Below are 14191 nucleotides of genomic sequence, written 5' to 3'. Positions count from 1 at the left end.
GTGGAATGTCGCTTAAATGAACGAATTGTTTCCCAAATAGCCTTGTTTTGCTACTTGACACGTTTTTCGTTTTTTGGAATGTAGGCCGGCTTTTTTCTTTGAAAGTCACCGGACACACCGTGAATATGGCAGCAATGTGTTTAACTTTCTCCTGAATCAGCGGCCTGATCGACCTGACCGATTCTCTTTTCCGGCTCACCAACCTTGCTGCCAGCCCCCAAAGCGATGTTCAAACGCACATAGTTACGGGCAAGTTGGCGCAGGTTGTCAGCAAGGGCCGTGTCTGCATCCGCAATTCGTTCTTCTGCGTTGATCAGGTCGCGGATGGTCGCGCCTTCCCGCTTCAATAGCTCCTGGGTCAGATCGCGCGCTTCGCTGTTCAGGCGCACGCGGCGCTGCGATTCAACAACCGCGCTGCGGCTGCCTTGATACGCAGCCAAAGCGGCTTCCACTTCACTGACTGACGACAATACCGTTGACTGCCAACCGGCATAGGCCTGACGGGCACGTGAATGACGTGCGGCAACGCGGGACTTGCTGGCTTTGAGTGGCAAAGACGGAAAGTTGATCGTTGGCCCGACGAAATATTCCAGACCGTCTGTGCCGCTTGACGCGCCATAGCCAACCATACCGCTCAGCGACAGCGAGGGGTAAAGTTCGGCGCGCGCGATGCCAACATTCGTCACCGCTTCGTAATAGCTGCGCTCGGCGATCTGCATGTCGGGGCGATTGCGCAGGATATCTGCGGGCACGCCGGTCTTCAGTGCCTTTGACGGGCGCGGCTGTTTGGCGTTGCGGTCCAGATCAATGCCCAGACGACCGGGGGCGACGCCGGACAGAACGGCCAGTTCAGTCTTGGACGCTCGGATCGCGGCAATCAGCGCCGGGATCTGAGTTTGAGTTTCGGCAACCAAAGCCTCTGTCTGCACAACGTCCAGCTTGGTGGCGGCGCGGCGATCAAACAGCTGTTTGGTTTGCGTGACCGCGTTGCGGCGCGATGCCAACTGCTGGCGGCGCAGATTCAACAACCGCTGGCTATAGCGCAAGTCCACATAGGCATTGGACAAGTTCAGCAAAAGCGTCAGGCGGGCCGCGTCTTCTTCCGCGTCCGCAATGTCAACGCGGGCGCTGGCCGCTTGCAACTGTTGGCGACGCAGGCCGTAAGGGTCCAGCATCCAGTCCAGATTAAGCCGCGCGTTGCTGGTGTGGCTGGCGGTGCCGCCCGGGCTTTGACCATACCGATGCGTCGCGGTTGGCGACACATTCAACAAACCGGGCACTGCATCACGGTTGGCCCGCGCCTCGATCACCTTTTCGCGGGCGATCTCAAGGTCGAGATTGCCTGCCAAGGACCGCGTTACCAGTTCATTGAAAACCGGATCCTTGAACCCCATCCACCATGTTTCGTTCGCCAACGGTACAGGAACCGCTTGCGATGAAACGCTGGAATAGGACTTGGCGAATTTGAAGAATGGAAGGTTATAGGTCTCGTCCGTAGCACAGCCGGAAAGCCCGATTGTGGCCGTCAAAACGAATCCCAAGACCGGCGCAGAGCGCCCGTTTTTATGTGTCATAATGCTACCCGTCTGCCTCATCAGCCATCTATGCGACTGTTATTTTTCACGGTTATTATGGCGCAGACTGGCACAAAACCCATTTTTCACCAAGGAATAGTGCCGACCGGGGCAAACTGGTCGCTTAGGTTGACATATTAATCACAGCACAAATGACCGAAGTTGAGGTCAGCCCTCGCGGAACGCGCGTTTTAGCTGCTGCACCAAAGGCTCTGTCAGATAGGTCAGCACCGACCGCTCGCCGGTTTGCAGGAACGCTTCGACCGGCATACCAGGGATCAAATCAACATCCCCCAGACGCGCGATTTCTTCGGTGGTCAGCGTCAGATCGATGCGAAAATAGCTTTCTCCGGTCTGTGGGTCTTCGACCGAAGTGGGCGAAATCCCGGACACTGTTCCGAACAATTCCGGCGTGGTGCGTTGGTTAAAGGCGGGAAACACCACTTTCGCCACCTGCCCGACAAACACCTGATCGATCGAACGGGGGTCCACCTGCAACTTGAACTCGACCCCGTCAGACGTTGGCACGATCTGGGTGATCGTCGCCTCGGGGGCGACCACGCCGCCTTCGGTTGTGGCCTGTAGCTCGTGCACGATGCCGTCGGTCGGCGCGTGAATATCAATCCGCTCCAGTTGCTTTTCGACAGTCACGATCTGCAAGATCAGTTCTTCACGCTCGGCGGTGGTGGTGCGCAACTCGGTCACCACCTGTTCCTTGAACTCGCGATCCGCTTGCAGGATCTCAAGTTCGGTGTCGCGGATCGAGTTATAGATCCGCGCCAGTTCTGACTGGTGCTCGGCAATCTGGCCCAGAAGCGAGGACTCCCTGCCCTGCAGTTCGAGCAGTTCGCTTTCGCGGATCAGACCTTCGTTGTTCAGCCCTTGCAGGTTTTCCAATTCCTGACTGACGTATTCCAACTGATCCTGCTTTGACTTGATCAGCGCTTCGACGCCTGAGATCTGGTTGCCAAACTGCAAGATGCGTTCGGCCAGTTGTTCCTTGCGACCATTCAGCACCTCGCGCCGCGCGGTGAAGATCTCGCGCTGGCCTTTGAAGTGCTGGGTCAGGTCGATCCCGTCCAGATAGGCGCTGTCGATCTCAAATGTCGGGGCGCCCAATTCTTGGTATTCAGCGTCTAACCGCGCTTCGCGGGTGACCACTTCCGACAGACGGTTGCGGTATATTTCCTGATTAATCAGCAAAAGGCTGGGATCAAGGCGCAGCAGAACGTCGCCCTTGCGCACGACGTCACCATCCTTGACCAGAATTTCTGCGACCACGCCGCCATCTAGGCTTTGCACCTGCTTGGGCAAACCGCGCACAACAACCTTGCCCGGCGCGATCACCGCACTGGTGATCAGAGTGGTGGACATCCAGATAAAGCCTGCGAGCAGCAGCGCCAGACTGGCCAGCGCCCCCAGATACACGGGGGCGGCAAGGCCGGTTTTGATCTTGCTTGTGTTGGGCATTTTGCGATCAGCCATCGGTTACACCTCGAACACGGAATTGGGGGTGGGAGAGGCCTTGGCCGGTGCGGCGTGCTGCAACACATCCTCTTTCAAGCCAAATCGACCCACCTTGCCTTCATGCAGGATCAGAATCTTGTTCACGGCCTGAATGACGCTGGGGCGGTGCGCCATCACCAAGACGGTGCAGCCTTTCCGGCGCATCCCGATCACAGCGCTGGCCAAAGCCTCGTCCCCCTTCGCATCGAGGTTCGAGTTCGGCTCGTCCAGAACCAGCAGTCGTGGGCTTCCAAACAAGGCCCGCGCCAAACCAAGCCGCTGGGTCTGACCACCAGACAAGGGCTGATCCGTGGTGCCGACAAAGGTCGTATAGCCCTGCGGCATTTTCAGGATCATGTCGTGGACGCCGGCAATCTGTGCGGCTTCGATAACATCCTCGTCCCGTGCAGCTGGATCAAACCGCGCGATGTTTTCGGCAATCGTGCCGGGCAACATTTCGACCTTCTGCGGCAGATATCCGATATGGCCGCCCAGATCATCGTTGTGCCATTGGTTCAGGGTGGCGCCATCCAGCCGAACCTCGCCAAGGTCGGGCTCCCACAGCCCCACCAAAATGCGGGCCAGGCTGGATTTACCCGCCGCACTGCTGCCAACCACACCCAGACCATCGCCCGGCTCAAGCTCGAAACTGACCCGTTCCAGAATTCGGGGGCGGTCGCTGACCAAAGAATTCTTGGGCGTCAGCTTTGTGACATTCTTTACTTCCAGATGGCCTTTCGGTTCCGGCAGATCGAATCCGCTTTGCGGGTCGGGAAGATAGTCCATTGCCTCTTTCAAGCGCCGATGCGCGTCCCCTGCCCGCCCGATTGTGCGCCAGTGTCCGATCACCTGATCGAGGGGCGCCAAGGCTCGTCCTGCCACGATCGAGGTCGCAATGATCATACCCGGCGAGATCTCCTGCAACAGCGCCAGATACGCACCAACCGTCAGCAAGGTCGATTGCAACAGCAGCCGGAAGGATTTGGAGAATGCCGCGACAGCCTCGGATCGGTCGCCGCCGGATTGATAATGACCAAGGCTGCTTTCATGCAGGCCGCTCCAACGGTCGGTCACCTTGTCCAGCATCCCAAGGGCCAGAACGGCCTCGGCATTCCTGCGGGCACGTTCCACGAATGAACGTTCAACCCCTTCGCTGACCCCGGCATTCTTGATCGGATCGCGCGACGCAAACCAGTTGATAATAGCGGCGATGATCACAATCACCGCGCCGGCAACTGTCAGCCAGCCCAGCCACGGGTGAATAAGGAACACAACCGCCAGAAAAATGGGGATCCACGGAAGATCGAACAGCCCCAGAATAGCCGGGCTGGCAAGAAACGAACGCACCATGGCCAGATCCTGCACCGGATTATAGTGTTCTTTATTGTCAACAAAGCCGGACCTGAGCCAGAACCCGAACGCATCCTTGCCGATTTTCTGATCCAGCCGATAGCTGGCGCGCGACAAAAGGCGGGCGCGCAGAAATTCGTAAATACCAAGAAAGGCGTACAGGATCACGACGATCACAAACAGCCCCTGCAAGGTCGCCACAGACCCGCTGGACAGCACGCGGTCATAGACCTGCAACATGTAAAGCGGCCCGGTCAGCATCAGCACGTTGATCGCGGCGCTGAACAGCCCGACGGTCAGAAACGCCCGACGCAGGTGTGAGAGTTCCGTCTTATAAGGGTTTTTCTTTCTCTTCACGGATAGCTGTTCTGCCAAAATTTTTGTCCCCGTGCGCCTGTCTGCATCTATTTTGCACCTAGTGTGTTCACATGAGCTTAAGGATGCAAGAACTGAACGGGATCGTACCCAAATTAGTCAGAGCCGTGACAACAAAAAACGCGCCGCGGAACATCCGGGCACGTGCAGACATTCTTCAGTTTTCGACGTTTTGGGCGGCGGCGGCAGATCAGTTTTCCTGTTCGTCCGAACCATTCAGGATGTAGTCGCGGATCAGGCGAAGCATCGCGATGCTTACAAGTGCCGAAAAGGTGCCGACTGAGCTATAGAACCACAGTGCCATCCAGATCGAGTAGCCATTCAGAAGCGCGGCAATGGCTGTGCCAAGCCCAACAAGCATCCCAAGACCAAGAACACCGATTACCATATTAACTCCCGTTCGATTGACCGACCACTTCTAGGGAGGTCACCCAACGTTTTTCCTTAGATATTGCCGCAGGATTCAGCATGCGGCAGATTCGTGGCACAATTAAGGCGCGAGCGCCTAAAATTCAGGGTTGTAAAGTGGGGGCGTGTTTTCGCCGAGGGGTCGGCGCACAACCAATACTTTTGTCCTGAGTGGTCAGGTCAATATACATAAAATCAACCAACACGGGAGTCCCTCAAATCAAAAACTTCCTCACCGGCGAGACTGTGCCGAATACGGCAGAAACAAAGCTCTTTTTTTGCAGGCGGAAGCTGACCTAAAAACCTGATCTAAGGGATAGGCCGGATTGCGCCTTATGGTTGTTTATACGTGGTTTTTTCTTTTCGGCGACTGTGCTGCCTTGCCCAAAAAATTGTCGGCGCGCGCCCCGTGTGGCTGTTGTCCGATGGCCACGCCGCATCGACGCTGCTCCCCAGCTCACGCGCCGGGCCAATCCGCCAAAAAACGAATCACTTATTCCACTTTTGCAACAATTGCGCCCCTACAACGCCCATGGTGTTCGGTCGCCAAACTCTTGCCGAAACCGCAAAAAAGGAGCTGAACCACCGGTTTTTTACCCCAACGCACCGGCGGCTGCACCTTAGCCCGCTGAATTAACGTTTGATTCACGCAGTGATCACGGCGACCGCCTAGCTTTCCTTCAGGTTCATCATCTCAAGGGAACACGCTGTTGATTGCAGTTCAATTTTTGCAAGAAATGCCGAGTTTAGGTAGTATTTCGAAACAATCTTTTGCGCAGGTCGCGAAGGTTTCCGAAGGAATGCCAATGGACGTTGAACACTCTAGCCATCCTGACCTCGAAATCTTCCTGTTCGGCCCCCTCGCCGTGCAGGATGGTGCCGGCGGTCTATTCACCCCGAAGAACCAGAAATCCAAAGCTGTGTTGGCGATGTTGGCGCTTGCCCCGCGCGGGTCCAGATCTCGGGTCTGGTTGCGCGACAAATTGTGGAGCGACCGGGGCGAAGATCAGGCATCCGCCAGTTTGCGGCAGGCGCTTTTGGACATCCGCAAATGTTTTGGCGCGGATATGAAGGACATCCTCAGCGCCGACAAATACTCGGTCTCGCTGGACCTGTCGCGCATCCGCGTTGATGCGATCGAGCTGATCAATCAGGTCGAACGGGGCGAGGTATCAACACCTGCGGGACTTGATGCGGTGTCGGAACACTTTCTGGAAGGGTTCGACATATGCGACCCGGAGTTTGAAAGCTGGCTGACATTGGAACGCCAGATCTGGGAACAACGGCTGGCCGATCACGACACGGAAACAGAGGTCGACGCCCGTCCCGAGATTTCGCCCGACGTGCTGGGCCTGTCGCGCGGTTCCAATGGCCGGTCCATGTCTGACCCAAAGATCAACACGCAACTGAACGTGACCAATTCGGTGCAACCCGCGCAGATTGCCAGTTGGGCCATCGGGGTCCAAAGCGGGCCTGCGGGCGATGCCCATGCGGGACTGTTGATCGACAAACTGACCCGCAATCTGCGCGAAATGGGTCGGGTGCCCAGCGTGCGCACCTTTGAAAACCAACCCCTGTCGCAAATGCGCAGCGAATTTGGCCGCGTAGAGATCCCGCTTGTCCTGCGTGTGTCCGAGATCGCGCAAGGCCCATCGGTCCGGTTGGCGGTCGAGCTGCTGACCGGCAAGGATGGCGTGACCGTCTGGTCATCAAGCCAAGCCTTCACACCCGAGGATTTCGCCCAACCCGCCTGCCCTGCCCTGAACGGGCTTGTGTCACATGCGGTGATCCAGATCGGGCGGCATTTGCAAATGCAGGCGACATCGCCGCAGATGGCGGGGGCGGGTCAACTGATCGAATGTATCTATCAGATGTTCGGCCTGTCGGTGAACGAGCTGTCCAGCGCCGAAGACAAGCTGGCGCGCCTTTTGAAGTTGCAACCCAACGCGCAGACCTATGCGTGGATGGCGTTTGCGAAGTCGTTTCAGGTGGGGCAGCGCTTCACCCCTGACGCCGCCGCGCAAATTTCCGAAGCGCAGTATTACGCCACCCGTGCGCTGGAAGAAGACGAGTTTGACCCGCTTGTGTTGTCATTGGCCGCGCATATCCATTCCTACCTGTTCAGCGAATTTGATATGGCCGCGTCGCTGTTCGAACGCGCATTGAAGATCGACCCTGAACAGGCCATCGGCTGGGATCTGTATGCGACGATGAACGCCTATGCCGGCGACACGCGAAAATCGCTGGCGATGGCGTCCTGGGCGCAGCATCTGGGATCGAACACGCCGATCAGCTATTATTTCGACACCACCAAGTGCATTGCCGCCGCATTGGCGGGCGACCACACTGCTGCGATTGCTGCGGGTGAAAAGGCGCTGGTGCAACGACCCAAGTTCAACTCGATCCTGCGCTATCTGATTTCCAGCCACGCCCATCTGGGCAACGTGCAGATGGTGGAAAGCCTGCGCCAGAAACTGGCCGAGATCGAACCCGATTTCTCGACCGAGGTTTTGCGCGGCTCTGGCTATCCGGGGCTGGCCACCGAAGGCGGGCGCCAGTTTCTGCTGGGGCTCAGCAAAGCCGGGTTTGACCAAGATTGAAATAGATAACCGATCGTCCAATGGGGGGAAGACAAGATGAAAGACCGGGCCGACACGACCCACGCATGCGGGTCCATTGCCGAATTTCTGAGCCTGAGCCAGATCACCGTGGGCCCCGCTGGCCTTCAGTTTGACGATGCCACCGACAAGGTCGCCGAAATTTCGGTGCAGCAACGGATGGGGGCTCAAGGGGCTGGTGGCGTCAGCGCCGTGCGCATGGTGTTGAACAAATCCGCCTTCAACAAGTCCGCCCTGAATAAGAATAAAAACAAGAACAAGAACAAGAACAAGAATAAAAACAAAAATAAGAACAAGCTTATGGCCCCCAGCGCCCAAGGCGGCAGCGGGTCTTTGATGCCAACGGACGCCCTGTTGCGCCTGCACCGCGCGGGGGCCAAGGATCAGGACGCGCGTCTGCCTGATGAGTGGACCAACGTGATCCTGCCGCCCCCGCCCGGCCCCGATCACAGCCGGTTGGAAACCCAGCTTCTGCTGGCCATGCAGCGCAACATCGACGAACGCAAACTGCGCATCCCCGATATTTTGCAAGAGGCCACGCTGGACCTGACCGCCTTCACTCGTCCGCTGGGTATTGACGGACTGGCCGGGTTCGAAAGCACCGAGGCGCTGTTTTTAGAGCTGCTGACCGTCACCGAATATGTGGGCCTTTACTACAAGGGCCTCTTTGGGCGGCTGCGCCCCAACCAGGTTGAACCACGCCTGCGCCCGGTGCTGGCAAACCCGGCGCATGAAGCCTATCCCAGCAACCACTCCTTCCAGTGCCACACACTGGCCTTTGCCTTCAACACGATCCTGCCCGAGCATCCCGCCACACAGGTTCTGTCCGAAGCCGCGTTGAATGTGGCGCAGAACCGCGAATGGGCCGGGCTGCATTATCCCAGTGATACCGCCGCAGGTCAGCTTCTGGCCAAACGGTTTGCGCCTTTGTTCGCAGACGCTTTTGCCGACCGCTATCAGGCGGTGCAGCAGGAATGGATTTGAGGGGGACAACGACATGAACAAGACAGTTTCAAAATGCATGGACGCTGCACATGTGGAAGACGGCCCCTATTACTATCTGTGGCACCTCGTGTCGCTGGGGGTGCTGACCCCGGACGCCGCCAGAACCGGCTTTGCCGACACGTTGTGGGACACACTGGCCGCGAAGGCCGACGCGACCCCGTCGACCGTTGTGCTGATCGATGTCGGATGCAGCTTTGCCCATCCCAACCTGAAAGACCGTGTGGATGTTGCGCGGTCGCTCGATTTCACCGGAACGGCCTATGGCGCGCGTCTGGCGACGGGATCGGATGGTGATCAAAAGAACTTTGCCGGGCTTGATGTTGAAAACCTGCACCTCGACGGCCTTTCAGCGGACGAGGTCGTCATCTTTGACGAAGTGGTGCAACACATGACCGACAGCACCGGCGAGCTGCGCCCGCATGGCGATGCGGAAGCCAAGTTTGCCTCGCACGGGACCGCGGTCAGCGGGTTGATCGTGGGCGGACCGGAGCATTGCTGCGATCCGGGTGATGAACCCTCGACCGGGGTGATCCCTTATTTTGGGGTCGATCCGTTCTCCACCCTAATTTCGCTGCGCACCGGGTTTGACAACGACCCGCTGCAATTCATCGCCGCGCTGCTTTACGCATGGAACCAAAAGCCCGACGTGATCGTAATGCCGCGCGGGTTGCCAGACCCCGAAGCGTCGGTCATTGCGCCCAAGGACGATTTCAAGGCGGAGCTGCAAAGCTGGGCCAATCACGAGGCCGCCGACCTGTTGCACCGGATCGAGGTGCTGACCGAAAAGGCGTCGCCCCACGATCCCACCGCACCGCAATTGTCTGAAACCGGCCGTCATCTGTGGCGCGTGGTGCGTGCGCTGTTCGTTGCGATCAGCAAACATGTCCCGATCGTCTGCGCCGCCGGGAACGAGGGCGAAAGCCAGCTTTTGTTCCCCGCCAATCTGGCCAACCGCGAAAACGGCATCATTGCCGTTGGGGCTGTGTCGGGTCAGGGCTATCGGTCAGGCTATGCCAATTATGGTGACGGGCTGACGCTGGTTGCACCGTCCGATGATATGGAGGTGTTCAACCGCCACCAACTGCGCGAAACACCCAAGCGGCTGGAAAAGATCGGCTATCTGAAATCGGCAACAGCAATGACCGTGCCGTATAGCAAGAAGGCGCTGCTCAGCACCGACATCGCCGGAAACTATGGCTATGACAGTGCCGACAACGGTGACATTGACCTTCCGGGCAGCGCGGCCAAAAGCGGGTTCTATACCCAGTTTGGCGGCACCTCGGGGGCATCCGCCCTTGTCGGCGGCGTGGTCGCGCTGGTGCGACGTGCGGAACGGCTGTCCAAAAAGGGAACCGGCCCGCGCGATGGATGCGACCTGAAGGCACTGCTGGTGGAAACCGCACGCCGAGATATGCCGATGATGGGGGCGACCCTGCCGCTCATTTCCGACAGCATGAATGCCAATGACGAGGATGCCGATGCGTTTGGCACTTTCTTTGGTGCGGGTCTGGTGGATGCCAAAGCAGCCGTTACCGCCGCGCTGAACTAACGCCACCGCCTGTCCAACCGACCGTCGGGCCCTGCCCGGCGGTTTTTTCTTGCGCAGATCCCACCGAATTCACGCAGAACCATCCCTTTTTCCATCTTAATAACGCAACATTCACGCCGCCCTTTCGTCACGATGATGCCCCTAGGTCATATTAGACTGGCGTTCTGAGTTGCCAGTTTGGTGAAAGCCATTTTCATCACCTGTTCCTTTCCAAACCCCAGGCTGGTTTCTCAGATCGCACCATGACCAAGGATGAGACTACCGCAGAGCTACCTTTGATGAACCTCAACGTATCACTGCACCAAAAACCGAACTGATTGCCAAAGGGGATGACCATGCAAAAACTAGACCCGAAGCTGAAAGACCGGATGGAAAGCTTTTCCAGAAACTCGCATCCTGTGCTGATTTCCTGCACCGAAGACAGCACACCGTTGCTGGACCATCTGAACAAAAATGGTGTGATGGTTGATGACAACCTGATCGAGATTCAATTGCTTGTGGCCGATCTGACATCGCACCAAATCGAAGATATTCTGCGCCATGACACGGTGACAAAAATTGCATTGGACGACGACGCTAGCGTGGTCCTGTGATCTGCGTTGCGGGGGTGTAGCCGGCAATGCCGGTGCCGGGTGGCCGCTCTGCGCAGATCAAAAACGGGTCGGTTTCTCCCGCCGGCCCGTTTATCTTTTTGGCACGACAACCTGCGTTCAGACTTACTCGCCCAGCCCAAGGCGCGGCTTCAAAGCGTCCAGCCCATCCGTCAGATCACCCAGCGCACCGGCGTCGCGCATATGCGCCCGCAGCGTTGCGTTCAGCCCGCCCTCGGTCCCCAGACAGCGATGGTCGAGCACGCTTGCTAGGCATTCGCGGCTGAAGTTTTCGATGACGGACAGGATGTCGAACCTTCAGCCGTCAGAGAGAGCATCTGATACAAAGCCCAACGAAAACCTCTGGCTTGGTCGCTGCGGGATCGCCATAGGTACTCTGTTCCCGATCGCAGGCTTGCGTCGGCCCCGTTTACGGACGGTTAACCCTTGTTCGCGGTAGAGCCGATACAGTTTCTTCCAATTTGCTTCCCCGCCCTCGCGCCTCAACTGAGTGTGCAGCCGCCAAACTCCCACTTGTGGAGCGGCATTTCATGTAACTATACTCTCAGCCTGTCCTGTGACAAAGTTGGTACGCAATACCGGTGCAGTATTATCGGGGCAGAACAGAAATGTACCCCAAATTTCGAGTAGGAGACCACAATTGGGGATTTCAACAGTAAAAAATATATGGAAAAATCGGATTTTGATGAAGAAGAAAGTTCTGGTTGTCGGAACTTTCCGCTCGGGTACAAACCTCGCCGCGCACATGCTTAACGAGTACTATCACTCTGACGCGGTGTTTTCGGAATGGTTCTGGAAACACGGAGTGCCACCGACGCAGATCAAATGCCCTCTTCCAAAACAAGTGCATATACTTGTCTTATCGAAGGATCCATTGAAATTAAACGCCTCGCTATACAGGTTTTGGTTGGAAAAGCGACCCGAATTGGATGCCGGGGACAATATCTCTGAGTTTATTCGGCGTCGTTTCATTGTCTATGACAACACGGGCGGGAATGTGCGGCCCAGATATTACTATTCATCTCCCACCGAATATTGGAACCAGTTTTACTATTCGTGGCTCAACTGGCCAGAGGTTCAGGGTCGGGTTCATTTCCTACGCTTGTCCGACATGCTAGTAGACCCGGGGCAGCACCTTGGCAAGTTTGCGCAGGCTGCGGGTCTGAAGCAGGTAGATCCGGGCACAGTAATGCTGCCAACCCGCCCGATTGGGCCAACACCAGAAGCCAACAAGCGCGATGAATGCTTCAATCTCAAACCGGGCGACACGGAATGGATCACGCAACACACCGACTCCGAGATCGCCAAAGCACTTGGGTATGATCTATCTGTCTGATTGACGTCTTTGGCGATTGTTGCAAATGCCGTCGGCATAGATTTGCAAGCCAAACCGCTGAAATTTATCCACTGTTGTGCGTTGTCCGACCTAAAAAAGTCGAACAGATTATTCAGATGACCAAGGAACTGGCGAGAAGGCGGCAGACCTTTGCAAATGTTGCGGTATCAGTCAGGCGTCAGGTGAGCAACTTTACACTATCCTTCGAACCACAGAACTTATGAGATGTTTCGCTTTCGACTGTAACACCATAACGTTTGACGAGCCGATACAATGAAACAACTCGGGGCGGCGCCACAGGCAATCTGCGAAGATAGTCTCTTCGTCGTGGCCATAAGCCATCCCTTTTGCGCGGTTTGCAGCCTCGGAAAACTCGGCCTCCACATCGCGCCAAACTGGTGCATTGGCCGACAGGAAGCTCGCGTTGAGCGGCAGCAGAGCACCATAATATCTCATTGCATTGCCATAGTGGGACAGCCGGTCACATGGCAACTCCAACTGTTGAAACGCCTTAACGTTTCTGTGACGCTTGAAGCGCGACAACGAGGCATCCACCCAAGCCACTGGGCGTTCCTCGTCTTCGGACTGCGCAAGGGTCGAGGTTAGAAACACTTTGCTCAGCCAAATCGATAGCATGGCACAAAAAACCTCCTCGCCACTTCCGCGGAAGTCCCGCCAGTAATGGACAACCCCTTTTTCTGCATTGTATTCAGGCGGTTTCGCAAAGCTATCCAACGACATACGTCGACAGGCTTCCACCATATTCTGAGCTAGACCATATGCTGGCAAATCGGCGATTGTCAGAAACCTCTCTTTCAGATGGATGTTCCGCGCGGCACACAATTCCCTAACATGGGCCATTTCTGGCTCATCACCGCTGTAGAATACGAGGTCGTGGCCGCGGATCATATCGAGGGTCCCGGGCAAGTAGGTGTGGTAATGGCTCTTGGATCGCTTCATGTTGCCGGCGAGCAACCAGTAACCGGAGCAGTATAGTCGCCTTTTGGCCTCTAACTTGGTCTTCGCTTTTGTCGATCCCTGACCCATCGCGCTTCTCCTTTAGCATTCTGCTGGACACACCAGCTTAGTAGTAGCAAACGGCCCTCAAAGCCCCCTACCGAAGTCAATTGCGTGCTCTTGGCAGGTCTGACCGTTCCCCTCAAGCAGGCGTCTTCCAAACTCATAGATAGCAAGAGACCGACCGCGCGTCTCTAGCATCTCAGTTATCGGATCGCTAAGTGTGAGGGGCTCAAGGGTGAACTTCCTAGCACGGTACTTGAATCTCGTACCGATTTTGACTTCGCGCGCCTCATCTACCGGGTAGGTCTGGATGTACCTGTTCCGCGGCACCTAGAATATCCGCGCACAGGCCCGCGCCACGCAGCCGGTTTTCGTTCTAGCTTCATCAAACGGAAAGAGATTAGGCGTTTTACGCCAGTCAACAAGGTCACTGGGAGGAGTTTCGGCGGTCAGGGCGCTAGCAGCACGAAATTCCATATCCGGGAAAATCGAGTTTTCCTTTTGGGTGCGCGAGATCGCGCCGGAAGATTCTGACGCCCCGCCCGGACCCAGCCAATCAGACAGGCTTCACCGCTCTTGCCGCTGTGTTGTTGTCGACCACCAGAAAGTCGTTCGCCAATCGTTTCATTTCAACCTCGAATGAGCTGAATACACCGAAGAAGTGACGCAGCATGTGGAAGTGTTCTTCCTTCAATTGTCCCAAAAAGCTTTCATGCTCTCGGCAAACCGAATAGTCGAGGCCATGTGGAACCTTCTTTGGTTTCGCCTTCTGCATAGACATGTTCAAAAACCTGAACACTGCCAAACTGACGATATCTTTTAAATACTTTCAAGTTACG

12 protein-coding genes and 1 pseudogene are annotated in these 14191 nt (G+C 56.5%); 5 read left to right on the top strand and 8 right to left on the bottom strand.

All coding sequences use genetic code 11. The features are described 5' to 3' along the window. Nucleotides 1–140: 140 nt before the first annotated feature. The 4 genes from K3556_RS15880 to K3556_RS15865 form a co-directional block, all read right to left on the bottom strand. On the bottom strand, nucleotides 141–1574 hold the full coding sequence (locus tag K3556_RS15880) for an efflux transporter outer membrane subunit (protein WP_260519387.1): 1434 nt from the start codon (nucleotides 1572–1574) through the stop codon (nucleotides 141–143). 168 nt (nucleotides 1575–1742) lie between these two features. Next, complete coding sequence (locus K3556_RS15875; RefSeq protein ID WP_260519386.1) at nucleotides 1743–3059, bottom strand: HlyD family type I secretion periplasmic adaptor subunit; 1317 nt, start codon at nucleotides 3057–3059, stop codon at nucleotides 1743–1745. Nucleotides 3060–3062: 3 nt separating this feature from the next. Beyond that, a complete protein-coding gene (locus K3556_RS15870; RefSeq protein WP_260519385.1) occupies nucleotides 3063–4787 on the bottom strand; it encodes a type I secretion system permease/ATPase in 1725 nt (574 codons plus the stop codon). Between the two features lie 208 nt (nucleotides 4788–4995). Beyond that, nucleotides 4996–5193 carry a hypothetical protein gene (locus K3556_RS15865; protein WP_260519384.1) on the bottom strand — a complete coding sequence of 66 codons (198 nt, stop codon included), beginning with the start codon at nucleotides 5191–5193 and terminating at the stop codon, nucleotides 4996–4998. Between the two features lie 826 nt (nucleotides 5194–6019). Here K3556_RS15865 and K3556_RS15860 point away from each other — a divergent pair. From K3556_RS15860 to K3556_RS15845, 4 genes are all read left to right on the top strand, one after another. Further along, nucleotides 6020–7813 carry an SARP family transcriptional regulator gene (locus K3556_RS15860; RefSeq protein ID WP_260519383.1) on the top strand — a complete coding sequence of 598 codons (1794 nt, stop codon included), beginning with the start codon at nucleotides 6020–6022 and terminating at the stop codon, nucleotides 7811–7813. A gap of 36 nt (nucleotides 7814–7849) precedes the next feature. Next, the gene (locus tag K3556_RS15855; RefSeq protein WP_409557783.1) at nucleotides 7850–8815 is read left to right on the top strand and encodes a phosphatase PAP2 family protein; all 966 of its coding nucleotides are present in this window, start codon (nucleotides 7850–7852) and stop codon (nucleotides 8813–8815) included. A 13-nt stretch (nucleotides 8816–8828) separates the two neighbouring features. Then, nucleotides 8829–10385 (top strand): S8 family serine peptidase, encoded by a 1557-nt coding sequence (locus K3556_RS15850; protein ID WP_260519382.1) that lies wholly within the window; start codon nucleotides 8829–8831, stop codon nucleotides 10383–10385. A gap of 335 nt (nucleotides 10386–10720) precedes the next feature. After that, nucleotides 10721–10978, top strand: coding sequence for a hypothetical protein (locus K3556_RS15845; protein ID WP_260519381.1), 258 nt, complete (start codon nucleotides 10721–10723; stop codon nucleotides 10976–10978). 123 nt (nucleotides 10979–11101) lie between these two features. Here the strand turns inward: K3556_RS15845 and K3556_RS15840 are convergent, their stop codons facing one another. Continuing rightward, entirely contained in the window at nucleotides 11102–11239 is a 138-nt protein-coding gene (locus K3556_RS15840) for a hypothetical protein (RefSeq protein ID WP_260519426.1), read from the bottom strand. Beyond that, nucleotides 11231–11506: pseudogene (locus K3556_RS15835) on the bottom strand (IS3 family transposase); the annotation flags it as partial. The gene K3556_RS15840 and the pseudogene K3556_RS15835, both read right to left, overlap by 9 nt. Nucleotides 11507–11681: 175 nt before the next feature. Between K3556_RS15835 and K3556_RS15830 the strand changes: the two are divergent. Then, nucleotides 11682–12332 carry a hypothetical protein gene (locus K3556_RS15830; RefSeq protein WP_260519380.1) on the top strand — a complete coding sequence of 217 codons (651 nt, stop codon included), beginning with the start codon at nucleotides 11682–11684 and terminating at the stop codon, nucleotides 12330–12332. A 192-nt stretch (nucleotides 12333–12524) separates the two neighbouring features. On the opposite strand, the gene K3556_RS15825 is transcribed toward K3556_RS15830, so the two are convergent. Both K3556_RS15825 and K3556_RS15820 read right to left on the bottom strand, forming a co-directional pair. Continuing rightward, a complete protein-coding gene (locus K3556_RS15825) occupies nucleotides 12525–13292 on the bottom strand; it encodes a hypothetical protein (RefSeq protein WP_260519379.1) in 768 nt (255 codons plus the stop codon). A 616-nt stretch (nucleotides 13293–13908) separates the two neighbouring features. Further along, a complete protein-coding gene (locus tag K3556_RS15820) occupies nucleotides 13909–14127 on the bottom strand; it encodes a hypothetical protein (protein ID WP_260519378.1) in 219 nt (72 codons plus the stop codon). Nucleotides 14128–14191: the final 64 nt, after the last annotated feature.

The organism is Aliiroseovarius sp. M344 (genome assembly GCF_025140835.1).
Taxonomy (GTDB): Bacteria; Pseudomonadota; Alphaproteobacteria; order Rhodobacterales; family Rhodobacteraceae; genus Aliiroseovarius.
The sequence above is the reverse complement of the archived record's forward strand: the minus strand, read 5'-3'. Positions and strand labels throughout refer to the sequence as shown.